This is a genomic window from Amycolatopsis vancoresmycina (assembly GCF_000716785.1).
Lineage (GTDB): Bacteria > Actinomycetota > Actinomycetes > Mycobacteriales > Pseudonocardiaceae > Amycolatopsis > Amycolatopsis vancoresmycina.
In genome coordinates this window covers 115478-140179 of record NZ_JNYY01000014.1, presented here as the reverse complement: position 1 = coordinate 140179, position 24702 = coordinate 115478, and the positions used below count along the sequence as shown (strand labels likewise).

The 24702-nt window shown below is 72.0% G+C and carries 24 protein-coding genes; 4 read left to right on the top strand and 20 right to left on the bottom strand.

What is annotated here, in order from left to right:
- Positions 1 to 5: 5 nt before the first annotated feature.
- From ftsZ to OO60_RS29820, 5 genes are all read right to left on the bottom strand, one after another.
- Complete coding sequence (gene ftsZ / locus OO60_RS29840; protein ID WP_004561801.1) at positions 6 to 1313, bottom strand: cell division protein FtsZ; 1308 nt, start codon at positions 1311 to 1313, stop codon at positions 6 to 8.
- 242 nt (positions 1314 to 1555) lie between these two features.
- On the bottom strand, positions 1556 to 2326 hold the full coding sequence (locus tag OO60_RS29835; RefSeq protein ID WP_244885598.1) for an anti-sigma factor: 771 nt from the start codon (positions 2324 to 2326) through the stop codon (positions 1556 to 1558).
- Positions 2323 to 2937 carry an ECF RNA polymerase sigma factor SigK gene (gene sigK / locus OO60_RS29830; protein ID WP_004559066.1) on the bottom strand — a complete coding sequence of 205 codons (615 nt, stop codon included), beginning with the start codon at positions 2935 to 2937 and terminating at the stop codon, positions 2323 to 2325. Before sigK ends, OO60_RS29835 begins: the two co-directional genes overlap by 4 nt.
- Positions 2930 to 3664 (bottom strand): DUF1365 domain-containing protein, encoded by a 735-nt coding sequence (locus OO60_RS29825; protein WP_033262571.1) that lies wholly within the window; start codon positions 3662 to 3664, stop codon positions 2930 to 2932. Before OO60_RS29825 ends, sigK begins: the two co-directional genes overlap by 8 nt.
- A complete protein-coding gene (locus tag OO60_RS29820) occupies positions 3658 to 4926 on the bottom strand; it encodes an NAD(P)/FAD-dependent oxidoreductase (RefSeq protein WP_004559068.1) in 1269 nt (422 codons plus the stop codon). Before OO60_RS29820 ends, OO60_RS29825 begins: the two co-directional genes overlap by 7 nt.
- A 154-nt stretch (positions 4927 to 5080) precedes the next feature.
- Here OO60_RS29820 and OO60_RS29815 point away from each other — a divergent pair, with 154 nt between their 5' ends.
- Together OO60_RS29815 and OO60_RS29810 are read left to right on the top strand one after the other, a co-directional pair.
- On the top strand, positions 5081 to 6346 hold the full coding sequence (locus tag OO60_RS29815; RefSeq protein WP_004559069.1) for an SAM-dependent methyltransferase: 1266 nt from the start codon (positions 5081 to 5083) through the stop codon (positions 6344 to 6346).
- A complete protein-coding gene (locus tag OO60_RS29810) occupies positions 6346 to 7107 on the top strand; it encodes a DUF1295 domain-containing protein (RefSeq protein ID WP_205624252.1) in 762 nt (253 codons plus the stop codon). The genes OO60_RS29815 and OO60_RS29810 overlap by 1 nt, the downstream gene beginning before the upstream one ends.
- Here the strand turns inward: OO60_RS29810 and OO60_RS29805 are convergent.
- The 5 genes from OO60_RS29805 to OO60_RS29780 form a co-directional block, all read right to left on the bottom strand.
- Entirely contained in the window at positions 7094 to 7600 is a 507-nt protein-coding gene (locus OO60_RS29805) for a DinB family protein (RefSeq protein ID WP_004559071.1), read from the bottom strand. The two genes, OO60_RS29810 and OO60_RS29805, sit on opposite strands and share 14 nt — an antisense overlap.
- A gap of 48 nt (positions 7601 to 7648) precedes the next feature.
- Entirely contained in the window at positions 7649 to 7837 is a 189-nt protein-coding gene (locus OO60_RS29800) for a hypothetical protein (RefSeq protein WP_004559072.1), read from the bottom strand.
- 292 nt (positions 7838 to 8129) lie between these two features.
- Positions 8130 to 8984 (bottom strand): helix-turn-helix domain-containing protein, encoded by an 855-nt coding sequence (locus tag OO60_RS29795; protein WP_081656016.1) that lies wholly within the window; start codon positions 8982 to 8984, stop codon positions 8130 to 8132.
- A complete protein-coding gene (locus tag OO60_RS29785; protein WP_004559074.1) occupies positions 8959 to 9483 on the bottom strand; it encodes a DUF6879 family protein in 525 nt (174 codons plus the stop codon). The genes OO60_RS29795 and OO60_RS29785 overlap by 26 nt, the downstream gene beginning before the upstream one ends.
- A gap of 101 nt (positions 9484 to 9584) precedes the next feature.
- Entirely contained in the window at positions 9585 to 10121 is a 537-nt protein-coding gene (locus OO60_RS29780; RefSeq protein ID WP_004559075.1) for a CGNR zinc finger domain-containing protein, read from the bottom strand.
- A 76-nt stretch (positions 10122 to 10197) separates the two neighbouring features.
- On the opposite strand from OO60_RS29780, the gene OO60_RS29775 reads away from it, so the two are divergent.
- Positions 10198 to 11367, top strand: a complete 1170-nt coding sequence (locus OO60_RS29775) for an MFS transporter (RefSeq protein WP_033262570.1) — start codon at positions 10198 to 10200, stop codon at positions 11365 to 11367.
- Here the strand turns inward: OO60_RS29775 and OO60_RS29770 are convergent.
- The gene (locus OO60_RS29770) at positions 11364 to 12254 is read right to left on the bottom strand and encodes a LysR family transcriptional regulator (RefSeq protein WP_033262569.1); all 891 of its coding nucleotides are present in this window, start codon (positions 12252 to 12254) and stop codon (positions 11364 to 11366) included. The two genes, OO60_RS29775 and OO60_RS29770, sit on opposite strands and share 4 nt — an antisense overlap.
- Positions 12255 to 12337: 83 nt before the next feature.
- Here OO60_RS29770 and OO60_RS29765 point away from each other — a divergent pair, with 83 nt between their 5' ends.
- Positions 12338 to 13192, top strand: a complete 855-nt coding sequence (locus OO60_RS29765) for an EamA family transporter (RefSeq protein WP_033262568.1) — start codon at positions 12338 to 12340, stop codon at positions 13190 to 13192.
- Here OO60_RS29765 and OO60_RS29760 read toward each other — a convergent pair.
- The 9 genes from OO60_RS29760 to OO60_RS29720 form a co-directional block, all read right to left on the bottom strand.
- Positions 13189 to 14019: an SDR family oxidoreductase gene (locus tag OO60_RS29760; RefSeq protein ID WP_003055659.1), complete on the bottom strand. Its 831-nt coding sequence runs from the start codon at positions 14017 to 14019 to the stop codon at positions 13189 to 13191. The genes OO60_RS29765 and OO60_RS29760 overlap by 4 nt on opposite strands.
- 77 nt (positions 14020 to 14096) lie before the next feature.
- Positions 14097 to 14924 carry a cell division protein FtsQ/DivIB gene (locus OO60_RS29755; protein WP_033262567.1) on the bottom strand — a complete coding sequence of 276 codons (828 nt, stop codon included), beginning with the start codon at positions 14922 to 14924 and terminating at the stop codon, positions 14097 to 14099.
- Between the two features lie 4 nt (positions 14925 to 14928).
- Positions 14929 to 16326, bottom strand: coding sequence for a UDP-N-acetylmuramate--L-alanine ligase (gene murC / locus OO60_RS29750; RefSeq protein ID WP_003055653.1), 1398 nt, complete (start codon positions 16324 to 16326; stop codon positions 14929 to 14931).
- Positions 16319 to 17443, bottom strand: a complete 1125-nt coding sequence (gene murG / locus OO60_RS29745; RefSeq protein ID WP_003055651.1) for an undecaprenyldiphospho-muramoylpentapeptide beta-N-acetylglucosaminyltransferase — start codon at positions 17441 to 17443, stop codon at positions 16319 to 16321. Before murG ends, murC begins: the two co-directional genes overlap by 8 nt.
- Positions 17440 to 18942: a putative lipid II flippase FtsW gene (ftsW, locus tag OO60_RS29740; protein ID WP_003055649.1), complete on the bottom strand. Its 1503-nt coding sequence runs from the start codon at positions 18940 to 18942 to the stop codon at positions 17440 to 17442. The genes murG and ftsW overlap by 4 nt, the downstream gene beginning before the upstream one ends.
- Positions 18929 to 20335, bottom strand: a complete 1407-nt coding sequence (gene murD, locus OO60_RS29735) for a UDP-N-acetylmuramoyl-L-alanine--D-glutamate ligase (RefSeq protein ID WP_033262566.1) — start codon at positions 20333 to 20335, stop codon at positions 18929 to 18931. Before murD ends, ftsW begins: the two co-directional genes overlap by 14 nt.
- A 2-nt stretch (positions 20336 to 20337) precedes the next feature.
- Complete coding sequence (gene mraY / locus OO60_RS29730; RefSeq protein ID WP_003055643.1) at positions 20338 to 21420, bottom strand: phospho-N-acetylmuramoyl-pentapeptide-transferase; 1083 nt, start codon at positions 21418 to 21420, stop codon at positions 20338 to 20340.
- Positions 21417 to 22919 (bottom strand): UDP-N-acetylmuramoyl-tripeptide--D-alanyl-D-alanine ligase, encoded by a 1503-nt coding sequence (locus OO60_RS29725; protein WP_003055640.1) that lies wholly within the window; start codon positions 22917 to 22919, stop codon positions 21417 to 21419. Before OO60_RS29725 ends, mraY begins: the two co-directional genes overlap by 4 nt.
- Positions 22916 to 24460, bottom strand: a complete 1545-nt coding sequence (locus OO60_RS29720; RefSeq protein ID WP_081911276.1) for a UDP-N-acetylmuramoyl-L-alanyl-D-glutamate--2,6-diaminopimelate ligase — start codon at positions 24458 to 24460, stop codon at positions 22916 to 22918. Before OO60_RS29720 ends, OO60_RS29725 begins: the two co-directional genes overlap by 4 nt.
- Between the last annotated feature and the right edge of the window lie 242 nt (positions 24461 to 24702).

Here is a 24702-nt window from a genome sequence, read left to right as displayed (position 1 = left end):
GCTGATCAGCGCCGCATGAACGGCGGGACGTCGACCTCGTCGTCCGACGGGTCGTCGTGCACCGGCATCGCGCGGCCGGGCAGGCTGCCCTGGGTCGCGTTCGAGCCCAGCGGCGAGTAGCCGCGCGAGCCGCCGCCGGGCTGTGGGAGCCCACCGGCCGGCTGGTTGCCGGTGGCCGAGGGCAGCGGCGAGTGCGACCGCGGCGGCGCCACCGGGTAGCCGGAGCTGCCCGCGGACGGCACCGGCGTGGCGCCGGACGGCGGCGACGGCGGGCTCGACACCTGCCCCGCCGCGGCCGAGGCCGTGGTGGACGACGCGCGCGAGCCGGAGCCGAACGTCGACGGGTCTAGCTTCTTGTGCGTCGGCGCGCCGGCGTCGAACCCGGCGGCGATCACCGTGACGCGGACCTCGTCGCCGAGGGAGTCGTCGATGATCGTGCCGAAGATGATGTTGGCGTCCGGGTGCGCGGACTCCTGGACCAGCGACGCGGCCTCGTTGATCTCGAACAGGCCCAGGTCGGAGCCGCCCGCGATGGACAGCAGCGCGCCGTGGGCGCCGTCCATCGACGCCTCCAGCAGCGGCGAGTTGATCGCCTTCTCCGCCGCCTGGATGGCCCGGCCCTCGCCGCGTGCCGAGCCGATGCCCATCAGCGCGGAGCCCGCACCGGACATGACGCTCTTGACGTCGGCGAAGTCGAGGTTGATCAGGCCCGGCGTGGTGATCAGGTCGGTGATGCCCTGGACACCGGACAGCAGCACCTCGTCCGCGGAGCGGAACGCGTCCATCAGCGACACGCCGATGTCGCCGAGCTGCAGCAGCCGGTCGTTCGGGATCACGATGAGCGTGTCGCACTCGTTGCGCAGCGACTGGATGCCGTCTTCGGCCTGCTTGCCGCGGCGCTTGCCCTCGAAGGTGAACGGGCGCGTCACCACGCCGATGGTCAGCGCGCCCAGCTTGCGGGCGATCTGCGCGACGACCGGCGCGCCACCGGTGCCGGTGCCGCCGCCTTCGCCCGCGGTCACGAACACCATGTCGGCGCCCTTGATGACCTCTTCGATCTCTTCGCGGTGGTCTTCGGCGGCCTTCTGGCCGACCTCGGGGGCGGCGCCCGCGCCGAGGCCGCGGGTCAGCTCGCGGCCGATGTCCAGCTTGACGTCGGCGTCGGACATGAGCAGTGCTTGTGCGTCGGTGTTCACCGCGATGAACTCGACGCCCTTGAGGCCGACCTCGATCATGCGGTTCACGGCGTTCACGCCGCCACCGCCGATGCCGACCACCTTGATCACCGCAAGGTAGTTGTGCGGGGGCGTCATCGAAGTCCGCCTTCCTGATCGTTGTGCCCGTACAGCCCGCCGGCCGGTGATCAACTCTCAACCTCAACCCCAGATTGAGAGTTATGTCAACTGCCGACGTTAGGCAGGACGGTAGGCACCAGGCACGCTCTAATCCAGTAGGCACGCCGTGTGTCGCAAAGGTGTTTTGCCACAACACGTTCGAGCGCGCAAGAGCGGGGAGCCGGGAGCACCGCCCCGGCCCGATCTGCTATGGCGCGAGATCAGGCCGGCGCCGGCATGCTCATCAGCACGTCGGTGGGTGTCCCGGTGGGCGAACCGCCCGCCTGCTCGACGCTCACCGCGAGCTTGTCCACCGGACCCACGCCGTCGGCCACGACCAGGCCGCCGTCGTCGGACGCGGCGATCACCCCGGCCGAGCGCGGCGCGTTCGCGCCGGTGATCAGCCAGGCTTCGTAGACCTTGCCGCCTGGCTGGGCCGGCAGCCCGGTGTCCATCACCATGACGCGGTTCAGCGACTTCGAGACGATGACGGTGACGCCGCCACCGATGGGCGCCTCGCCGTGCACGGTCTTCGCGTCCGGCGCCGACAGCAGCGCCGCCACCGGCTCGTAGCGCTGCTTCGCCTGGTCGAGCCGGCTCTGCGCGGACTGCAACTCCTGCTGCTGGGTCAGCGCGATCCCGCCGAAGACGCCGCCCGCGGCGAGCCCGACGACGGCGGCCGCGGCCGCCACGACCACCGCCCAGCGCGGGGCCCGCGCCGACCGCCGGGACCGCTCGTGGGCCCCCGGCCGGGTCCGCGGCGGCAGCTGGCGGGTGGCGTGCATGGCCGCCAGCACCCGGTCCTTGAACTCCGGCGGCGGCTCCTCGGCCATCGCCGCGCCGAGCCGGGCCGCGGTCGCGCGCAGCTCGGCGACCTCCTGCGCGCACGACTCGCACTGCTCGAGGTGGCGGGCGAACTCCGCGCGCTCGACGTCGTTGACGGCGTCGAGGGCGAAGGCGCCGGCCAGGGTGTGCATCTCCGGCGTGCTCAAGCGGTCACCCCCAGGCAGTCCCGCAGGCGGATCAGCCCGTCCCGCAGCCGCGTCTTGACCGTGCCCTGCGGCGTCGACAGCACTTCGGCCACCTCGCGATACGTATAGCCCTGGTAGTAGGCGAGCAGCACCGATTCGCGCTGCAGGTCGGTCAGGAAGGACAGGCACCGGCGCACCTGGGAGCGTTCGAGCCGCGCGGTGACGGACTCCGCGACCTCGTCGAACGGCCGGCCGCGGGCGGCCTCGAAGGTCGCCTTCTGCTCCCGCTCGGTGCTGGCCCGCGCCGAGCGGACGCGGTCGACCGCGCGGCGGTGGGCCAGTGTCATCGCCCAGTTCAGCGCCGAGCCGCGCTCGGGCGCGTACCGCGTCGCGGTGCGCCAGAGCTCGACGAGCACCTCCTGGGCGACCTCTTCGGACTGGGCCGCGTCGCGCACGATCCGGCGGACGAGCCCGTAGATCGGCCCGGCGAGCTGGTCGTAGAGCAGCTCGAAGGCCCGCTCGTCGCCCTTGGCGACGCGCACCATGAGCTCCTCCGAGGACGGCACCGCGGGCCGGTCAGCGTTCTCGGAGGGCACCGGCGCCATGTGGCGCGGGCGGGCCGGCTCATCCATGCAGCTGTCCTCCGGCGTTCTGCGGGGTGCGCGGCACGACCGCGGCCTTGCGCAGCCACAGCGTGACGCCGTGGCGGCGGATCAGCGCGGACACCCGCTGCGGGAGCAGCGGCCGGGCCAGCACGAGCCGGGCCAGCCACCGCGGGTTCACCGGGCGGCGAACTCCCCGAAGCGTAGCGACCAGCGGTGTCGAGTTCCCGCGGCGCAGGGCCACAGTGAGGTCGAGCAGCGCTTCCGGGCGCGGCAGGCGCATCCGGTACTCGCCGTCCATCTCCTGGAACGGCGAGACGTAGAACTCCTTGGCCGCGCGGGCGCGCCCGGCGTCGTCGGGGTGCAGCAGGTAGGCGTGGCGGCCGCCGTAGGTGTTGTGCACCTCGGCGACGACGCACGCGAGCCGGCCGCCGTCGTCGTGGCACCAGTAGACGCTGATCGGGTTGAACACGTACCCGAGCACGCGCGCGGCGGCGAGCATCACGACCCGGCCGCCGCGCAGGTCGACGCCGCGCTCGGCGAGCCACGCGTCCAGCTTCTCCCGGATGCCGCGCGGGTCCGCGGCGGCGAAGTGGTCGCGGCGGTCGAACCGGGCGAACGGCCGCAGCCACCACGGCAGCCGCGGAAGGTCGTCCAGGTCGACCCGCCACAGGTAGACGCGGTGGGCGAAGGCGTGCGGCGGGTCGATCCGCCGCACGTGCGCGACCGTGGCGTCGTAGAGGGCGTTCGTCACCAGCCGGCTCCCAGGCTTTCGGCGGCGCGGGCGCCCGAGGCGCAGCCGTCTTCGTGGAAGCCCCAGCCGTGGTAGGCACCCGCGTACGCGAGCACGCCGTCGTTGAGTTCGGGCAGCCGGCGTTGCGCGGCAACGGATTCCGGCGTGTAGACGGGGTGCTCGTACTGCATCCGCGCGAGGAGGTGCTCCGGCGCGGGGCCGTCACCCGGGTTCAGCGTCACGACGTACCCGGTCGGCTCGTCGAGCCGCATCAGGCGGTTCATGTCGTAGCTGACCTGGACCGCGCCGGTCGGGGCGCCGCAGATCGGCGCGCGGTAGTTCCACCCGGCGCGGGCGTCGGCGAGCGAGGGCAGCACGCTGGTGTCGGTGTGCAGCCAGGCTTCGTTGGCCGAGTACCGGAACGCGCCGAGCACCTCGCGTTCGGCGGCGGTCGGGTTGGCCAGCAGGGCCAGCGCCTGGTCGGCGTGCGTGGCGACGACGACCTTGTCGACGCGGTGCGGGGTGTCGGCGTCGTCGCGGATCTCGACGCCGCCCGCGGTCCGCAGCACCGACCGCACCGGCGTCGACAGGTGGACGGCGGTGAGCTGCTTCGCCGCGAGTTCGACGTACTCGCGGGAGCCGCCGGCGACGGTCCGCCAGACCGGCGAGTTCTTGACGCTCAGCATGCCGTGGTTGCGGAGGAACTCGAACAGGTAGCGCGCCGGGTAGCGGAGGGTGTCGCTGCGGTCGGCCGACCACACCGTCGACACCAGCGGCAGCATGAAGTGGTCGACGAAGTACCGGGTGTAGCCGCCGATGGCGAGGAACGCACCGAGCGTGACGTCCCCCGCGTCCTGCGCCGCCAAGAGCCGCTTCGCGTGCCGGTGGAACGCCTTCACCTCGGCGAGCATCCGCAGGTACCGGCCGCGGAAGGCGTTGCCGCGCTGGGCGAACAGCCCGGGCAGCCCCTTCGCGCCGGCGTACTGCAGGCCGCAGCCGTCGCAGCGGATGCTCATCGACATCTCGGTGTCGCGGGTCCGGACCCCGAGCTCGCCGAACAGCTTGAGCAGGGTCGGGTAGGTGCGCTCGTTGTGGACGATGAAGCCGGAGTCCACGCCGATCGTGCCGCCGTGGGTGCTCGGCACGTCGTGCGTGTGCGCGTGCCCGCCCAGGCGGTCGTCGGCCTCGAACAGCAGTACTTCGTACTTGCGTTGCAGCAGGTAAGCCGCGGTCAGTCCGGCCACCCCGCTGCCGATGACGCCGATGCGTTCTCCCGTGATCTCCACACCGGTCCTTCGGGACCGCGGGCCGCCCGGATTGGCGGGACCGCGCGCCTCCGACGTCGCGAATGACTCATTCGGGACGTCGGAGGTCCCGAATGAGTCATTCGCGACACCGGCGGCCACCAATCCACCGTGGCCGGGAGAGCGAATCCCGGGCATGCCGAACACCACCGCGCACCGTCTCGCTTCGTTCGCCGAGAAGCTTCTCGGCGGGCCACTCCCCGTCGGCCTCCGCACCTGGGACGGCACCCGCGCCGGCCCGGAAGACGCCCCGGTCGTCGTGCTCCGCAACCGCCGCGCCCTGCGCCGCCTGCTCTACGCGCCCGGCGAGCTGGGGCTCGCCCGCGCCTACGTCACCGGCGACCTCGACGTCGAGGGCGACCTCGCCGACGGCTTCCGCCGGATCTGGGCCCTCACCCGCACGGGGGAGCTCAACCGGGTCGACCTCAAGCCGCGCGACTGGGCGGAGGCCGTCGCGCTGGCCGCCCGGCTCGGTGTCGCGGGGCTGCCGCCGAAGCCGCCCGCCGAGGAGGCCCGGCTGTCCGGGAAGCTGCACAGCCTGCTGCGCGACCGGTCGGCCATCGCGCACCACTACGACCTGGGCAACGCGTTCTACCAGCTGCTGCTCGACGAGTCCATGGCCTACTCCAGCGCGTACTTCACCACGGAGTCCCAGAGCCTCGAACAGGCGCAGTACGACAAGCTGGAGCTGATTTGCCGCAAGCTGGGGCTGCGGCCGGGCATGCGGCTGCTCGACGTCGGCTGCGGCTGGGGTTCGCTGCTGGTCCACGCGGCCAAGCACCACGGCGTCGAGGCCGTCGGGATCACGCTGTCGGCGGAGCAGCTGCAGCACGTCCGCGCCCGGCTCGCCCAGCACGACCTCGAGGACCGCGTCGAGGTCCGCCGCCAGGACTACCGCGAGCTGCCGGACGCGCCGTTCGACGCGGTGGCGTCGATCGAGATGGGCGAGCACGTCGGCGAGGTCAACTACCCGGCGTACGCGGCGACGCTGCACCGCATGGTGAAGCCGGGCGGGCGCGTGCTGCTCCAGCAGATGTCGCGCGGGCACGTGGCGCCGGGCGGCGGCGCGTTCATCGAGCGTTACATCGCGCCGGACATGACCATGCGCCCGGTGGGCCGGACGCTGGACCACCTGGAGTCGGCCGGGTTCGAGGTCCGGGACGTGCACGCGATGCGGGAGCACTACGTCTGGACGGTCCGGGCCTGGGCCGCCACCCTGGAGGAGAACTGGGCCGACGTCGTCGCGCTGATCGGCGAGACGGGCGCGCGGGTCTGGCGGCTGTACCTGGTGGGCGGGGCGCTGGCGTTCGAGGAGAACCGGATGGGTGTGGACCAGATCCTGGCCGTGCGGCCCGATGAGCACGGCCGGTCCGGGATGCCGGCGACGCGGGAGTGGTGCTGATGCCGCAGCTGCTGGTCACGGCCGCCGTCACGCTGGTGGCGGTCGCGGTGACGTTCGGGATCGCGCTGGCGCGCAAGCGGTATGACACGATCGACACGTTCTGGGGGCTCGGGTTCGCGATCGTCGCGCTCGTGGCCTTCCCGTTCGGCGACGGCCCGCTGTCGCTGCGGCTCGTGGTGGTCCTCCTGACGGTCGTGTGGGGCGTGCGCCTTTCGGTGCACCTGCACCTACGCAACCACAAGCTGCCCGAGGACCCGCGGTACGCGCGGATGGGCCACGGGCGGCTGAAGATGTTCGTCCGGGTGTACCTGTTCCAGGCGGTGGTGCTGTACTTCGTGTCGCTGCCGGTGCAGTTCGCGGTGGACGGCACGGGCATCGGCATCCTCGGCTGGCTCGGCATCGCGGTGTGGGCGGTGGGTTTCGCGTTCGAGACGATCGGCGACGACCAGCTACGCCGCTTCAAGGCCGACCCGACGTCGAAGGGCAAGGTGCTGGACACCGGGCTGTGGAGGTACACCCGCCACCCGAACTACTTCGGCGACGCATGCGTGTGGTGGGGCCTGTACCTGCTGGCGTGTTCGACCTGGCCAGGCGCGGCGACGGTGCTGTCCCCCGTGGCGATGACGTTCACGCTGGCCCGCGGGACGGGCAAACCCATGCTGGAGAAGGGAATGGCCCGCACCCGCCCGGCGTACGCGCACTACGTCGAGCGCACCAGCGGGTTCTTCCCGTTGCCGCCGAAGAAGGTCACTCCCCGGTAAGCCCGTCGGTGAGCTCGCGCAGCACGTCGAGGTGCCCGGCGTGCCGCGCGGTCTCCTCGATCATGTGCGTGAGGACCCAGCGGACGTTGAAGGTCTCGTCCTTGTGCGTGACTTCGTCGTCGAAGCTGCGGTTTGCGATGATCTCCCGGCTGCGGGCACATTGCTTTTCGTAGTCGGCGAGGAGCTGTTCCACGGTGGTCCCGGCCGGGACCCGGAACTCGGCGTCCGGGTCCTGCTCGAGTTTCTCTTCCCAGGTGTCTTCTTCACCGTCGACGACGACGCCGAACCAGAACCATTCGTTCAGGGTGAGGTGAGCGACGAGACCGGCGACGGTCATCAGTTCGCTCGGCAGGTGCACCTGCCGGGATTGCTCGACGGTGAGCCCGCCGGCTTTCCACGCGACGGTGGCGCGGTGGTGGTCGAGCATGGTGGTGAGGATGTCCCGTTCGCCGCCGGTGAGCGGGACCTCGGGGCGCTGGGGTCGTTCGGTCATGGGCAGGACTCTGCCAGAGGGGTCCGACAGTTCCGGGGTGGTGCCGGTTCATCGGGAGAACTTGGCGAGGTGACCATCGACCCAGGTACGCCCGAACCCGGCGAGGACCACGCCGGACCACCGGCCGGCGATCTTGACGTCGCCCCAGAGGGGCATGCTGGGACCGTCGATCGTGCCGTGGCTGACGTGGACGGCCGATGCGCCTTCGGGCCAGCGGAAGACGAAGTGGGCGTACATGAAAAGCCAGGCACGGTTTCCGGCGGGATCTTTGGTTTCCTGTGGGCCTTCGGTGGGGTACGGGGCACGGTAGAAGGTCTGAGTTCTGGTTCCGGTCCGGAATTCGTCGGGAATGAGGCCGGGGCGGAGAAGCGGGTCAGTCTTCGACAATGGTGATCGTGCCGGTGCCATCGCAGCTTCCGCAGCCCTTCCCCCTGCAGTCACCACAGGTGCGAGTGATGTTTTCCATACGAGAATCGTGGCATTGCCTTCAAGACAATTCCACTACCACTCGCGTACACGCATAGACAGATTATTCGATTTCCCGACTGAAATCTTCGGCGACCGATCGAAGGAAATCGGTTGCTTTTTCACCTCTCAGGGCATGCGACCGGAAGAACTCGAACAACTCGAGGTGATAACCGATGTCCCGCGGATCACGCAATGCAACAGTGCCGGAGAACAGCTCGACCGTGACCAGCCGCTCGTCGTAGATCACGAAGAGGTTCAACGGAGATGCCCGGATTTCACCCGCCTGCGGGACGACCGAGAGGTCGATGTTCTTCCGCTCGCTCAGTGCAGCGAGGTTCGCCGACTGGCCGACCATCACCGACGGCGACGCTCGCCGCCAGCGGACCGCCTGCTCGGTCAACACGAACTCGAACTGCCGCTCCGATTCCTCCAGCACCCGCTGCCAGGACAACCGCGCTTCGAGCATCTTGCCGACATCACGCTCCGGCCGCCCCCTGACGGTCGAGGTGAGCACCTGCCGCGCGTAGTCCGGCGTCTGCAGCAGGCCACTGGGGATCGCGGGCAGAAACTGCCGGACCACCTGCGAGGACTCGTGCAGCGCCTTGATCTCGAGCTGACCACGCCACAGCCCGGTGCGCGCCAGCGACCGCCACGACGTGTACCCGACGTTCGCGACCCGGGCCAGCGCCACGAGCTTTTCGGCGGCATCGGCCGGAACGGCCAGCGCGGCGACGATCTGTTCGACGTCGACCACAGACGGGAGGATCTTGCCCGTCTCGATGCGGCTGATCTTCGCCTGGCTCATCGCACACCGTGCAGCGAGTCTCTCACCCGAGAGACCAGCAGCCTGCCGCAGTTCGCGCAGCAACTCCGCCAGGGTCGCGCGCTGTTCATCCTGCCGGCCCGGCTCCAGCATCCCATTCGCCAAACGGCACCCCGTGACTCAGAGCTGAATCTCGCCAATGACGGTACTGCGCCGGATCGGCTCCCTCAACCAACTCGGCGCCGATGAATGTTCCGTCGGGATTGTAGTCGAGATGCACCACCGTCACCTCGTCGAAAAGCCAGAAGTCCTGATCGGGCAGCCCCCAACCGCCCTCCGTGATGTCGACCATCCGGTAGTCCTCGCCGGCCGCGATGTTTCCCGGAATTCCCCACGCACGCTGGTAGCGGAGATAATCGGTCAACGGACTGCGGACCAGTTTGGCGCGCTGAACGGTTCGACCGGACGCGATGATCTTCGCAATACGGCCACGCCATGAGGCATTGTGGCCGGCAGGGCGGTCACCACCGGCCAGGAACAGTTCGACGTTGGCCTGCTCGGCCGGTATCGCGTAGACCTGCCGTGTCTCGAGCCGGAACGCCGACACCCTGAACTCGTCGAAGTACCTCGCCCACTCAGCGCCCAAGCGCACGCAATGCCTCCTCGACGAGGTCCATGTTCGCCACGGTAGCCAGCACTCTGCGCACCCACAAGGTCACGGCACGTTCAATCGCGTCTTCGCATAAGCCCGCCTCAGGGAGCCGTCGCCTTGGCTCGATATGTCGACTTCTTCGCCTGGTTCCCGCACACCTCCATCGAGCACCACCGCCGCGTCCCCGGGCGGGACGTGTCCAGGAACAACGCCCCGCACCGCTCCCCCGCGCACCGCCGCACCCGCGAAAACTCCGGCGACGTCACCAGATCCAACGCGTCCCGGGCCACCAAAGCCAGCATCGAAGACCCAGGATCCGCAGCCTGCCAACGCAACTCACCCGACACAGCCAGAGAAGGCGCCGGCACCGGCGACGCCGCGAACCGGTTCAACCGCTGCCGCGACGCCGGCCGCAGCGAACCGGTCACCAGCTCATACACCGCCTCACGCACAGCCCGAGCGTCACGAGACGACCCCGGTACGACCGGCGACGAGAACGGCCCGAACTGGTCGACCCAAGCCCCCCACGCCCGCTCGTCCGGCAGCTCCTCCGTCTCCGCCGGCGTTCCCCGGTACCGCAGCGTGCGGATGAAGTCCAGGCACAGGCGGCCCGCTCCGGCGCGGAATCTCTCCGTCATACGGGTCACAGTACGCCGGAACCGGTTTGACTGGTACCGTCGGGAACCGATCAAACCGGTTCCAGAGGGGGCACGCATGACCGAGACCGAGCAGAAGGCCCCGCCCGGGTGGCTCGTGCTGCTGCTGGCCGTCTCCTGTGGACTGACCGTCGCCAACCTCTACTACGCCCAGCCGCTGCTCGCCGAGCTGCGAGGGACCTTCGGGGTCGGCGAGGCCGCCGCCGGGGGCGTTGTCACCGCCACCCAGATCGGGTACGCCGCCGGGATGCTGCTGCTCGTTCCGCTCGGTGACCGGCTCGAGAACCGCGGGCTCGTCGCGACGCTGCTCGCCGTCGCCTGCGCCGGGCTCGTCGTCACCGGGGTCGCGCCCGGGTTCGCCGTCCTGCTGATCGCGTCGCTCGCGGTCGGGGCCACGTCGGTCGTCGTGCAGATCCTCATCCCGTTCGCCGCCGACATCTCGCCCGATGCCATCCGGGGGCGGATCGTCGGGCGCGTGGTCAGCGGGCTGCTCTTCGGCATCCTGCTCTCGCGGGTGGTCGCCAGCTTCCTCGCCGAGGTCACCGGCTGGCGGGTCGTCTTCCTGATCTCGGCGGGGGCGATGGCCGCGCTCGCCCTCGTGCTGCGCTTCATCCTGCCGCCCCGCGCGCCCAAGACCGACGTCCCCTACGGGCAGCTGCTCCGCTCCACCTTCGCCATGGCGCGCAAGCACCCCGCCCTGCGGCACCGCGCGCTCTACCAGTCGGCGATGTTCGGGGCCTTCAGCGCCTTCTGGACGACCATCGCCTTCGTCCTCACCGCGCCCCCGTTCAACTACTCCCAGCTCGGCGTGGGCCTCTTCGCGCTGGCCGGCGCCGCCGGTGCCGCGGTCGCGCCGCTGGCCGGGCGGTGGGCCGACCACGGCCACAGCCGGCCGCTCACCGCGGGCGCCTTCGTGCTCTGCGCCGCGGCTTTCGCGCTCGCCGGGTTCGGCGCGCACAGCGTCGTCCTGCTGGCGATCGCCGCGATCGCCGTCGACATGGCCGTGCAGACCACGCTCGTGGTCGGGCAGCACACGATCTACCAGCTCGACCCGTCGGCCCGCGCCCGCATCAACAGCGTCTACCTGGGCACGTTCTTCATCGGCGGCGCGATCGGCTCGCAGGCGGGCTCGGTCGCCTACCACCTCGGCGGCTGGACGGCGGTCGTGGTGTTCGCCGGCGTGCTCCCGCTGCTCGGCCTGGCCGGGATGACCCGCACGCGGGTCTAGCGCGCCAGCAGCCCGAGCACCAGCGCCAGCGGTGGCCACGCCTCCCGCCCGCGGCGGGTGCAGGCGAACGCGCGCTGCCGCACGTCCGGGCCGGCGAGCGGGAGCAGCGCGACCCCCGCTTTCACCGCCCGGCCCGCCGGCAGCAGGCCGACCGCGGGGGCCGGGCCGGTCGCGATGAGGTCCTCGACCAGCTCCAGGCTGTCCGCGCGGTGCGTCACGACCGGCGTGAACCCCGCCATCGCCGCCAGCCGGCGGACCACGTCCTCGTCGGCGCTGTTGCGGGAGTTGACGATCCAGCCGTGGCCGCGGAACGCCTCGAAGACCGCCAGCGTCCCGTCGCCCCGCACCCGAAGAGCGTCGAGAGCCGGGACCGCGAGCCCCCACCACGAAGTCCACAATGGACTCGCCGTGAGCGCCGAGTCCACACTGGCCGGCGCGAGGTCGTAGTCGTAGGTGAGGGCGAGGTCGATGTCGTCGGCCAGCAGCGCGGCGAAGGCCTCGTGCGGTTCGTACTCGCTGATCCGCAGTTCGACGCTCGGGTGGTGCGCGGCGAGCGCGGCCGCAGCCGGGAGCACCGAGCGCCGGACGGCCGTGGCGAACCCGGCGACCCGCACGGTGCCGGCCGGCTCGGCGCCGGGGTCGAGGTCGGCGCGCGCGGCCTCCACGGCGGCGAGGATCGTCACGGCGTGCTCGGCCAGCCGCCGTCCCGCGGGGGTCAGCCGCACGCGCCGGCCGTCCGGTTCGAGCAGGGGCACGCCGGTTTCCCGCGCCAGCACCGCGATCTGCTGCGACACCGTGGACGTCGTCGTGCCGAGCACGTCCGCCACCGCCCGCATCGAGCCGTGGCGGGACAGCTCGAGAAGGAACCGGAGCCGGCGAGTGTCCACCCCGCCATTGTCCACGAATCGTGAACGGTATGTCCATGATTGCCACGTGGACACGAACGGTTGCGGTCGGCTTTGCTGGACGCGTGCCCTCTTCGTCCCGCGCCGGAGCGTCCCTCGCCGTCGCCGCCATGCTTTGCGTCCAGCTCGGTCTCGCCGTGTCGGTCGGCCTGTTCGACCAGGTCGGTCCCGAAGGAGCGGCGTGGCTGCGCCTGGCGTGGGCCGGGGTGCTGCTGCTCGTCGTGGTCCGGCCGCGGCCGTCGTCGTTCCGGCGGAGCACCTTCCTGGCCTGCTGCGGACTGGGCGTGGTCACGGCAGGGATGACCATGCTGTTCATGGAAGCCGTCGCCCGGTTGCCGCTGGGCACGGCGAGTGCCCTGGAGTTCCTCGGCCCGCTGACCGTCGCCGTCACGCGGGGCCGCGGCGGCAAGCGGCTGTGGCCCGTCCTCGCCGCGATCGGCGTGCTCCTGCTGACCCAGCCCTGGCGGGGTGGCGCGGACCTCGCGGGCGTCGGCTTCGCGCTCGCCTCCGCGGTCTGCTGGGCCGCCTACATCCTGCTGACGCAGCGGGTCGGCGACGAGGTGGCGGGTGTGCGCGGGCTCGCGGTGTCGATGCCGGTGGCGGGCCTCGTCGCCACCCTCGTGTACGGACCGGACGTGGCCGGGCACCTGACCTGGCCGCTGCTGCTGACCGGCCTCGGGCTCGCGGTGCTGCTGCCGGTGGTGCCGTTCGCGCTCGAAATGCTCGCGCTGCGGCGGCTGACCGCCCCCGCGTTCGGGACGCTGATGAGCCTGGAACCGGCCATCGCCCTGACGATCGGGTTCGTCGTGCTCCACCAGGTACCGGACGCCGGCGCGGCGGCGGGCGTGGTGTTCGTCGTGGCGGCCGGGATCGGCGCGGAGCGGACCGGAACGCGGGAGCCGGTCGAGCAGCCCGCCTAGGCGAACACCTCCCGCCGCGCGGCCACCCACGCCGCGTACGTCGTCCCCGGGCGGCCCAGCAGCTCCTCGACGACGCCGGTCGGCACCTGCGGGTGCCGAAGGGTCTCGGCGAAGCCCTCGAGCAGCCAGCCGACGGCCGATTCCGGGACTCCGTAACCGATCCACTGCGCGCGCTGCTCCACCGGAGTCAGCTCGCGGAACCGGATCTCCATGCCCAGCACCGCGGCCAGGGTTTCCACCTGGCCGCGCAGGCTGATCGCCTCCGGTCCACTGAGGACGTACGTGACGCCGACGTGCCCGCCGGTCGTCAGCACCCGGGCCGCCACGGCCGCGATGTCGCCGAGGTCGATGGGCGTCTGCGTCGCGTTGCCGTAGGCCGTCGCCACCTCGCCCGCCCGGACCATGGGCGCCCAGTCGAGCGTGTTGTTCATGAACACGCCGGGCCGCAGGAACGTCCAGGCGAACCCGGCGTCCCGGACGGCGGTCTCGACGGCGGCGTACTCGTGGCCGCTGGACCCCTCGTGGTCGTCGCCGACGCTGCTGCCCGACAGGGCGACCACCCGCTCGACGCCGGCTTCCGACGCCAGCTCGCAGAACCGCCGGACGGTCCGCGCCATCGGCGCCAGGTACACCGCCGAGACGCCCTTCAGCGCGACCGGCAGCGTCGACGGCTTCGCCAGCGAGCCGACGACCACCTCCGTCTCGGCCGGCAGGTTCGCGCGTTCCGGGTCGACGGTCAGCGCCCGCACCGGCACCCCGGCCGCCAGCAGTTCGTCGACCACGAGCCGGCCGACACTGCCGGTCGCACCCGTCACCAGGATCGTCATGAGCACCCTCCTCGTTCTCGTATGCCGTACGAGATCGTACGGCATACGAGAAGCCGGTGGCCACGAAAAACCGGATTTCAGGAGGTGATGGTGGGCAGCTCGGGCGCCGCGACGTCGTAGACCTTGCCGTCCTGGGTCAGCAGGGCCGCCAGGACCTTGGCCTTGCGGTCGGTCTGCTCCGGCGTCCCCCAGCGCACGATCTTCCCGCTGGCCAGCGTGAACTCCACGCTCGCCGGCGTCTTCGCCGTCGCCGTCGTGACCTGCTTCAGCAGCTGCTCCGGGATCACCCCGAGCACCGCCGTCACCGCACGGGTCACCGGGTCGTCCGCCGACACCTTCGGCAGCTTCAGCTCGGGCAGGCCCGGCGGCCGGGACGGCACCGTCTTGAACACCACGCCGCCGCCGTCGACGAGGTGGACGCCGTCGCCGCCCGGGCCGCTGTCGAAGAACGCGATCGCCGTGCGCTCGGTCACCGTGATCTCGACCGTGTTCGGCCACGACCGGGACACCTCGACCGTCGCGATGCCCGGCATCGCCGCCACCCGGTCGCGGATCTCGTCCGTGCTCAGGCGCAGCATCGGCTTGTCGGCCGGCACCGCCGCCACCGTGCGGATCTGGTCGGCGGACACCGTGCGCGAGCCGGTGACCGCGACGTCCTGCACCCCCAGCATGGAGCTGAAGAACAGCAGGTACACCGCGGCCACGACAGTCAGCACGGTCAGCAGCGCAACCCACCGGCGGCGGATCTCCACCTGCCGGTTGGGCCGGTTGCGCGGCGAAGGCCGCGCGGCGACGCGAGTCCGGCGGCGCTCCTCCTCGGAGCGCCGCCCGCGCCGTTGCCGGGCCAGGGTCGCCCGATCCGGTGCGTCTTCTTCCGAAGGACGGCGTTCCCTGGTCGGACTCATGGCCTCAGCGCTTGTCCAGCTCGGCGAGGATCTCCGGGCCCAGCTGCGTGACGTCGCCCGCCCCCATGGTCACCACCAGGTCGCCGGGCTTCGCCAGCCCCGCGGCCAGCGGCGCGGCGACGTCGAACGCCGGTTCGTAGTGCACCGGCGCGGTCACCTGGTCCGCGATCAGCGCACCGGTGACGCCCGGCTCGGGCTCTTCGCGCGCACCGTAGACGTCCAGCACGACGACCTCGTCCGCCAGCGACAGGGCGGCCGCGAACTCGGCCGAGAACGTCTTGGTCCGCGAGTACAGGTGCGGCTGGAACACCACGACGACCCGGCCGGACCCGGCCGCCGTGCGCACCGCGCGCAGCTGCGCAGCCACCTCGGTCGGGTGGTGGGCGTAGTCGTCGTAGACGCGGACGTCGCCGGCCCGGCCCTTGAACTCGAACCGCCGCCGGACGCCGCCGAAGGCCGCGAGCCCGGCCACCAGGCCGGGCACCGGCGCGCCGAGCTCGAGCCCGGCCAGCAGGGCCGCGACCGCGTTCAGCGCCATGTGCTCGCCCGGCACGGCGACCCGGACGTCGACCGGCTCGCCCCGCAGCGCGATCCGCACGATCCCGCCGTCGGGCAGCGGCTCGTAGGACGTGATCCGGACGTCGTCGACGCCGCCGACCTCGCGCCCGTACCGCTGCACCCGGAGCCCGCGCTTCTCGGCCTCGTCGCCGAGCGCTTCGGCACCCTCGTCGTCACCGCAGACGATGAGCAGCCCGCCCGGCTCGATCCGGCCGACGAAGTCGCTGAAGACCTTCGTGTACGCCTCGGCCGTGCCGTGGTGGTCCAGGTGGTCCGGCTCGACGTTCGTCACGACCGCGACCGACGGCGAATACGTCAGGAACGAGCCGTCGCTCTCGTCGGCCTCGGCGACGAAGAGCCCGCCTTCGCCGTGGTGGGCGTTGGCGCCGGACTCGTTGAGGTCGCCGCCGATGGCGAACGACGGGTCGAGCCGGCAGTGCTGCAGGGCCACGGTCAGCATCGACGTCGTCGACGTCTTGCCGTGCGTGCCCGCGATGCAGGCGACGCGGTGGCCTGCCATCAGCCCGGCCAGCGCCTGCGCCCGGTGCAGCACCGGGATGCCCGCGGCCCGTGCCGCGGCCAGCTCGGGGTTGGTCTCCTTGATCGCCGTCGAGACGACCACCGCGGACGGCGGCTCGGACAGCGCCGAAAGGTTCGAAGCGGACTGGCCGACGAACAGCTCCGCGCCCTGGGCCCGCAGCGACAGCAGCGCGCGCGACTCCTTGGCGTCCGAACCCGACACGAAAGCCCCGCGCGCCAGCAGGATCCGCGCGATGCCGGACATGCCGGCCCCGCCGATCCCGATCAGGTGCGCCCGGCGGAGTTCTTCAGGCAACTCAGGCACCAGCGGCCTCCAAAACGATGCGGGCCAGGGTCTCGTCGGCCTCGCGGTGACCCATGCCGACCGCCGCCGCGCTCATCTTCGCGACGCGGTCGGCGTCGGTGACCAGCGGGACGACCAGCTCGGCGACCTTGGCCGGGCTCAGGTCGGCGTCCTCGACCATCAGCGCGGCGCCCGCGTCGACGGCGGGACGGCCGTTGGACGCCTGCTCGCCGTTGCCGATCGGCAGCGGGACGAACACCGCGGGCAGCCCGACCGAGGTCACCTCGGCGACGGTCATCGCACCGGACCGGCAGATCGCGACGTCCGCGGCGGCGTAGGCCAGGTCCATCCGCTCCAGGTACGGCACCGGCACGTACGCCGGCTTGCCCGGGAACTCCTGCACGACCAGCGTGTTCTTCGGCCCGTGCGCGTGCAGCACGCCGACGCCGGCGTCGGCCAGGTCCTTGGCCGCGCCGGACACCGCGGCGTTGATCGACTGGGCACCCTGCGAACCGCCGAACACCAGCAGGGTCGGCGCGTCGGGGTCCAGCCCGAAGTGCTCGCGGGCTTCGGCCCGCAGCGCGGCCCGGTCCAGCGACGTGATCGAGCGCCGCAGCGGGATCCCGACCACCTCGGCCTTCGGCAGCGGCGTCCCCGGGACGGCGACCGCCACCCGGCGGGCGAACCGCGCGCCCACCTTGTTCGCCAGGCCGGCCGACTTGTTGGCCTCGTGCACGACGATCGGGACGCGCCCGCGGGCGGCCAGGTAGGCCGGCAGGGCGACGTACCCGCCGAAGCCGACGACGACGTCCGCGCCGACGCGCTCCAGCACCTCGCGGGTCTTGCGGACCGAGTCGCGGACCTTCAGCGGCAGCCGGACCAGCTCCGGGGTCGGCTTGCGCGGCAGCGGCACCGGCGGGATCAGCTCCAGGGGGTAGCCGCGGGCCGGGACGAGCTTGTTCTCCAGGCCGCGCTCGGTGCCGAGCGCGACGACCTTCGCGTCCGGTCGCAGCCGCATGACGGCGTCGGCCAGGGCGAGGGCGGGTTCGATGTGTCCTGCGGTGCCACCTCCGGCGACCACCACCACGGGCGCTCTGCGCGCGGCCGACCGCTCGGTTCCCTTGACGGGCTTGCTCACCTATGACCTCTCCGGTTCGCGGTACTCCGGGTACCACGGCTCGCTGTTGTCCGCGCGGCCCCGCCGCGAGACGTGGCCGTGCTCGTCCGTGCCGCGCTGCGGCGCACCGGTTCGCGGACCGACCTGCGTCGTTCCTGTGCCGGGGCGGGCCGGGCCGCACGGGGCGCCGGCCGGGCCGCCTTCGCCCCGGGCCGCCCCGCCCCCTTGCGCGTGGCGGGCGGGCGGTACGGGTCGGGCGCGGGCAGCCGCAGCAGGCGTCCGAATTTACCCGGCCCCTGTGTGCGCAGTGCGGCCACCGCCTCCGGTTCGTGCCGGGCGGCGTTCGCGAGCACGCCCATGATGAGCATGGTGATCACCAGCGACGTGCCGCCGTAGGAGATCAGCGGCAGCGTGACACCGGTGACCGGCAGCAGGCCGACGACGTACCCGATGTTGATGCCGGCCTGGGCGACCAGGAACACCGTCAGCGTGCCGGAGACGATCCGGATCCACGGGTCGATGTTGCGGGTGGCGATCCGCAGGCCCACGACGGCGACCCCGCCGAAGAGGGCGAGCACGACGACGCAGCCGATCAGCCCGAGTTCCTCGCCGATCAGGGCGAAGATGAAGTCGTTCTGCACGTTCGGCAGGTAGCCCCAGTTGGACGTGCCCTGGCCGAGGCCCTTGCCGAGGAACCCGCCGTCGGCCAGCGCGAGCTTGGCCTGGTTGGCCTGGAAGCCCTCGGCGCTGACGTCGGCGTCCGGCGAGAGGAACGACATCACGCGGGCGAGCCGGTAGGGCGCGATGAGCGCGAGCACGAGCACCCCGGCCAGGCCGCCGGCCAGGATGACGCCGAACAGCCGTTTCGGCGCGCCGGCGAACCACAGCAGGGCCAGCAGGACGACGGCGAGGGTGACCGTGCCGCCGAGGTCGGGCTGCAGCATGACCAGGGCGAACATCAGCAGCGCGATCGGCACCACGGGCACCAGCAGGTGCCGCCACTGGTGGATCACGTTGTACTTGATCACCAGGATGTGCGCGCCCCAGAAGGCCAGCGCGACCTTCGCGGCCTCGACCGGCTGGAAGGTGAACTCGCCGATCTTGAACCAGCCCTGCGAGCCGTTGACCGTCGAGCCGAGCGGGGTCAGCACGAGCACCAGCAGGCCGAGGCAGATCACCGTCGCGGTGGCCGACATCCGCCGGATCCGCTCCAGCTTCACCCGCAGGCCCAGCCAGAACACGACCGACCCGAGGGCGACGAAGACCAGGTGCTTGACGAACAGCGAGTACACGCCGCTGCCGGTCTTCGGGTTGTAGGAGGCGACCGACGACGCCGAGAGCACCATGACGATGCCGATCACGGTGAGCACGCCGGTGAGGGCGAGCACCAGGTGGAACGACGCCAGCGGCCGCGAAAGCCACGCGGTCAGCGCGGTCCGGACGGCGACGAAGCCGCTCTCCTTGCGCTCGCGGCGCGGCCGCTTCGGCGGTGCTTCGGTCTTGTTTTCAGCTGTCGTCACTCGGCTCCCCCGCTGCGTCGTCGCGGAGGACATGCACCGCCGCGGCGAACGCGTCGCCGCGCGCGCCGTAGTTCGGGAACATGTCCAACGACGCCGCGGCGGGTGCCAGCAGCACCACGTCACCGGGCCGGGCCATCGCGCTGGCCGCACTCACCGCCGCAGTCATGGGTTCATCGTCACCCGGACGGAGGCTGTTCACCGGGACATCCGGCGCGTGTCGCGCAACCGCGGCGGCGATCACGGGTGAATCGACGCCGAGTAGCACAACTCCGCGCAGGCGGCCTGCGATGCTGCTCACCAGCTCGTCGACCGAGGCGCCCTTGAGCTGGCCCCCGGCGATCCACACGATGCTCTCGTGCGCGCGCAGGGACCCGGCGGCCGCGTGCGGGTTGGTCGCCTTCGAGTCGTTGACGTACCGCACGCCGGCCACCTCGGCCACCTCGGCGGCCCGGTGCGGGGCGGGCTGGTACTCGCGCAGGCCCTTCAGCACGGCGTCGGCCGTGACGCCGTGGGCGCGGGCCAGCGCGGCCGCGGCGAGCGCGTTGGCGACGTTGTGCGGGCCCGCGGGACGGACGTCCGACAGCGTCGCCAGCTCCTCGGCGCTGTTCGCCGGGTCGGCGACGAAGGCGCGGTCGACCAGCAGGTCCTCGACCACGCCCAGTTCACCGGCGCGCGGGGTGTCGAGCTGGAAGCCGACGCGCCGGGCGCTCTCGGGCGCGTGCTCGGCGGCGATCCGGGTGGACCAGTCGTCGTCGGCGTTGTGCACGGCGACCTTGGCGCGGGCGTACACCCGGCCCTTGGCGGCCGCGTACTCCTCCATCGAGCCGTGCCAGTCGATGTGGTCCTCGGCCAGGTTCAGCACCACGGCCGCGTCCGGCGCCAGTGTCGAGGACCAGTGCAGCTGGAAGCTCGACAGCTCCACGGCCAGCACGTCGTACCCGGCGCGGACCGCGTCGAGCGCCGCGTACCCGATGTTCCCGCAGGCCACGGCGTTGGCGCCGGCCGACTTGAGGATGGACTCGAGCATGCCGGCGGTGGTCGTCTTGCCGTTCGTGCCAGTCACCACCAGCCAGGCCGGCGGGTGCTCGCGCAGCTGCCCGACCCGCCAGGCCAGCTCGACGTCGCCGATGACCTCGACGCCCGCCTCGGCGGCGGCCACGAGCAGCGGCGATGTCGGCCGCCAGCCGGGGCTGGTGACGACGAGTGCTGTTCCCTCAGGCGGTTCGGTCAGCCCGGGCACCAGCTCGGCGCCGAGGCCGTCCAGCTCGGCCAGGCGCTCGGCGTTGCCGTCGGTGACGGTGACGCGCGCCCCCAGCTCGACCAGCACCGGCACCACCGACTTGCCGGTGACCCCGGCCCCGGCGACGAGAACGTGACGGCCAGCGATGTCCACGATCAGCCGCCGAGGCCCAGCTGCTCGCTGTAGAACAGGCCGAGCCCGAACATGCAGCAGATCGCCGAGAGCAGCCAGAACCGGATGATCACCGTGGTTTCGGCCCAGCCGGCGAGCTCGAAGTGGTGGTGGAACGGCGCCATCCGGAACAGCCGTCGCCGGGTCGTCCGGAACACCGCGATCTGCGCGACCACCGAAATCATCTCGACCATGAACAGGCCGCCGATGACGATGGCGAGCAGCTCGGTGCGGGTGGTCATGGAGAGCCCGGCGACCAGGCCGCCGAGGGCAAGCGAGCCGGTGTCGCCCATGAAGATCTTCGCCGGGGCCGCGTTCCACCAGAGGAACCCGACGCAGGCGCCGGTCGCCGCGGCGGCGACCACGGCCAGGTCCAGCGGGTCGCGGACGTCGTAGCAGGCGGGGGCCGGGCCGTTGGCGCAGGACAGCCGCTCCTGCCAGAACGAGATGACCACGTAGGTGGCCAGCACCATCGCCGCCGCGCCACCGGCCAGGCCGTCGAGGCCGTCGGTGAAGTTCACCGCGTTCGACCAGCCGGAGATGACGATGTAGCAGAAGATCACGAAGATCACCGACGGGAAGGTGATCAGCGCGAGGTCGCGCACGTAGGAGAGGCTCTCCGACGCCGGCGTGATGCCGTGCTCGTTCGGGAAGTTCAGCACCAGCACCGCGAACGCGACCGTGACCACCAGCTGGCCGACCAGCTTCGCGGTCTTGTTCAGCCCCAGGTTGCGCTGCTTGCGGATCTTGATGAAGTCGTCGAGGAACCCGACGATCCCCAGGCCGACCGCGAGCATCAGGACGAGCAGCCCCGACGCCGTCGGCGCGCCGCTGCGGGAGTTGAACATCCAGTTGATCAGGTGCGCGGCGAAGTACCCGACGACCATCGCGATGATGATCGCGACCCCGCCCATGGTCGGGGTACCGCGCTTGGACTTGTGTCCCTGGGGGCCTTCCTCGCGGATCTCCTGGCCGAAGCCCTGCCGGGAGAAGACCCGGATCAGGTAGGGCGTGAGCAGGATGGAGATCAGCAGGCCCGCCGCGGCCGCGATCAGGATGCTGATCACGCGTCACCACCGTTCGAGCGATTCTCGGAGTTGTCGGTTTCCCGGGGTTCGAGGAGGGCCTCGGCGACCCGCCAGAGACCGGCGGCCTTGGAGGCCTTGACCAGCACCACGTCCCCGGGGCGCAGCTGATCATGCAGCAGGGCGATCGCGGCCTCGACGTCGGGTACCAGAGCCGACTCCTCGCCCCAGGAGCCCTCCTGGAACGCGCCCTGGTGCATCGCCGCCGCCTCGGGCCCGATCACGACGAGCTTCGCGATGTTGAGCCGGACGACGAGCCTGCCGATCTCGTCGTGGGCGGTGACCGAGTCCGCGCCCAGCTCGCCCATCACGCCGAGGACGGCCCAGGACCGGCGCCCGGTGTCCCGGGTCATCGCCGCGAGGGCCTTGAGGCCGGCCCGCATCGACTCCGGGTTGGCGTTGAAGGAGTCGTTGAGGATCGTGACGCCGTCTTCGCGGGTGACGACCTCCATCCGCCGCGCCGAGCGCCGCTCGACGGCCGACAGCCGCGCGGCGACCTCGGCCGGGGTGGATCCCAGCTCCAGGGCGATCGCGGCAGCGGCGAGGGCGTTGCTGACGTGGTGCTCGCCGTGCAGCGGCAGCCGCACGTCGGCCTCGCCGGCCGGGGTGACCAGCCGGAAGGCCGCGCGGGCCTGGTCGTCGAGGGTGATGTGCTCGGCCCGGACCTGCGCGGACGCGCTTTCGCCGAAGAACACCACGCGGGCCTTCGTGCGGCTCGCCATGGCCGCGACCAGCGGGTCGTCGAGGTTGAGCACCGCGACGCCGTCCTCGGGCAGGGCCTCGACCAGCTCACCCTTGGTCTTCGCGATGCCCTCGCGGGAGCCGAACTCGCCGACGTGCGCGCTGCCGACGTTGAGCACCGCGCCGATCCGCGGCGGGGCGATCTCGGCGAGGTGGGCGATGTGCCCGGGCCCGCGCGCGGACAGCTCCAGCACCAGGTGGCGGGTCTCGGCGTCGGCACGCAACGCCGTCCAGGGGTGGCCCAGCTCGTTGTTGAACGACCCCGGCGGCGCGACCGTCGGGCCCAGCGGCTCCAGCAGCTGCGCGATCAGGTCCTTCGTCGACGTCTTGCCGGAGGAGCCGGTGACGCCCACGACGGTCAGGTTGCCCTCGGCCAGGCGCTGCACGACGAACCGGGCGAGCTTGGCCAGCGCGGCCAGCACGGCGGCGCCGGAGCCGTCCTTGTCGCCGGTCAGCGCGACCGACCGCTCGTGGGCCTCGCCCGCGGGCAGCGGCGGGACCACGATCGCGGGCGCATCGACCTCACGGGCGGCCAGCACGGCCACCGCGCCGGCCTCGACGGCCTGCGCGGCGAAGTCGTGGCCGTCGACCTTTTCCCCCGGCAGCGCGGCGAACAGGCCGCCGGGCGTGAGCTTCCGGGTGTCGAACTCCACGGTGCCGGTCACCTGCACGCCCGGGTCGGCGCGGTGCAGCCGGCCGCCGACGACGTCGGCGATCTCGGCCAGGCTGAGCACGATCACACACTCACCTCGAGTTTGTTGCGGATGGCCGCGGCCAGCTCGTCGCGGTCGGAGAACGGGTGCACGACACCACCGGCCTCCTGGCCGGATTCGTGCCCCTTGCCGGCGACGAAGACGATGTCGCCCGGCTCGGCCAGCGCGACGGCGCGCGCGATGGCCTCGCGGCGGTCGCCGATCTCGACGACCTCGCCGCCCTCGGCGGGGCCGACCGCGCGGGCGCCGGCGAGCATGGCGGCGCGGATCGCCGCCGGGTCCTCGGAGCGCGGGTTGTCGTCGGTGACGATCAGGACGTCGCTGCGGCGGGCCGCCGCCTCGCCCATCATCGGGCGCTTGGCGGTGTCGCGGTCGCCGCCGCAGCCGAGCACGGTGATGATCCGGCCTTCGGTGCGGGCCCGCAGCGCGTCCAGGCCCTGGGCGACCGCGGCCGGCTTGTGGGCGTAGTCGACGACGGCGGTGAACTCCTGGCCGACGTACACGCGCTCCATCCGGCCCGGCACCTGCACCTCGGCGAGCCCGGTGACGATGTGCTCCAGGGACACGCCAGCGGTGCTGAGGATGGCCGCCGCGAGCACGGCATTGGCCACGTTGAACTCGCCGGGCAGCGGGATCCGGGCGGGTGCGCTGACGCCGCCCGGGCCGTGCAGGGTGAACGTCTGCTCGCCGTGCGGGGTGGCCTGCAGGTCGGTGGCCTTCCACGCGGCGTCGGTGCCCGGGTCCGTGGTCACGGTGATCGTCTGCGGCGTGAGCAGCGCCTGGCCCCACGCACTGTCGACCACGACGACCTCGTGCGTCGAGCGGCCGTCGAACAGCAGCGACTTCGCGGCGAAGTACTCCTGCATGTCCTTGTGGAAGTCCAGGTGGTCCTGGGAGAGGTTGGTGAACGCGCCGACCGCGAACCGGGTGCCGTTGACCCGGCCCAGCGCGAGCGCGTGGCTGGAGACCTCCATCGGCACGTGCGTGACGCCGCGTTCGAGCATCACCGCGAGCAGCGCCTGCAGGTCCGGCGCCTCCGGCGTGGTGAAGCCGCTGACCAGGCGTTCGCCCGCGATCCGGGTCTCGACCGTGCCGATCAGGCCGGTGGTCAGGCCCGCGGCCTGCAGGCCGGCGTCGACCAGATAGGACGTCGTGGTCTTGCCGGAGGTGCCGGTGACACCGAGGACGGCCAGCCTGAGGGACGGCTCGCCGTAGATCCAGGCGGCGATCTCGCCGAGGGCGGCGCGCGGGTCGGCGTGCACCAGGATCGGGACGCCGGCGTCGCGCAGGGCGGGCCGCTCGGCGCCGGCGGCGTCGGTGAGCACCGCGACGGCCCCGGCGGCGACGGCCTGGTCGCTGAAGTCGGCGCCGTGGGCGCGGGCGCCCGGGAGGGCGGCGAAGAGGTCGCCGGGCAGCACGTGCTGCGCGCGCAGCGTGGTCCCGGTGACGGTGAGCTCGGCCGCGTCGGGGCTCTCCGCGATCAGGCGAGCGTCCGCCCTGGCGAGCAGCGTCGCCAGCGGGACCGGGTCGATGCGCGCCGGGCGGGGCGGCGCGGGGACCGCTTTCACCGGGCTTTCCGGCACCTGGGAACTGGACGAGGACACGGACACGGCCAAGAGGCTACCGGCGCCCGTTCCGGCCCCCCGCACGCGGTACGGCGATTGCGCGCGGCTGAGGCACATGTGCTAGGCCCCCACCCGCTCCTTGTTGCCCCGCAACACTTTCCCCGCAGCCAGCTCATGTGGACACTCTGCCGCGGCCGGTCGTGAGTGGTAAGGCGAGTTAGAACTCGCCTTACCACTCACGACCG

Excerpts from the sequence above, each read along its gene's own strand:
- sigK (WP_004559066.1), bottom strand. The coding sequence starts at position 2,937 with ATGGATGAGCCGGCCCGCCCGCGCCACATGGCGCCGGTGCCCTCCGAG.
- OO60_RS29815 (WP_004559069.1), top strand. The coding sequence starts at position 5,081 with ATGCCGAACACCACCGCGCACCGTCTCGCTTCGTTCGCCGAGAAGCTT.
- OO60_RS29810 (WP_205624252.1), top strand. The coding sequence starts at position 6,346 with ATGCCGCAGCTGCTGGTCACGGCCGCCGTCACGCTGGTGGCGGTCGCG.
- OO60_RS29760 (WP_003055659.1), bottom strand. The coding sequence starts at position 14,019 with ATGACGATCCTGGTGACGGGTGCGACCGGCAGTGTCGGCCGGCTCGTG.
- OO60_RS29795 (WP_081656016.1), bottom strand. The coding sequence starts at position 8,984 with ATGCTGGAGCCGGGCCGGCAGGATGAACAGCGCGCGACCCTGGCGGAG.
- OO60_RS29800 (WP_004559072.1), bottom strand. The coding sequence starts at position 7,837 with ATGTACGCCCACTTCGTCTTCCGCTGGCCCGAAGGCGCATCGGCCGTC.
- OO60_RS29775 (WP_033262570.1), top strand. The coding sequence starts at position 10,198 with ATGACCGAGACCGAGCAGAAGGCCCCGCCCGGGTGGCTCGTGCTGCTG.
- OO60_RS29805 (WP_004559071.1), bottom strand. The coding sequence starts at position 7,600 with ATGACCGAACGACCCCAGCGCCCCGAGGTCCCGCTCACCGGCGGCGAA.
- OO60_RS29780 (WP_004559075.1), bottom strand. The coding sequence starts at position 10,121 with ATGACGGAGAGATTCCGCGCCGGAGCGGGCCGCCTGTGCCTGGACTTC.
- OO60_RS29755 (WP_033262567.1), bottom strand. The coding sequence starts at position 14,924 with ATGAGTCCGACCAGGGAACGCCGTCCTTCGGAAGAAGACGCACCGGAT.
- ftsZ (WP_004561801.1), bottom strand. The coding sequence starts at position 1,313 with ATGACGCCCCCGCACAACTACCTTGCGGTGATCAAGGTGGTCGGCATC.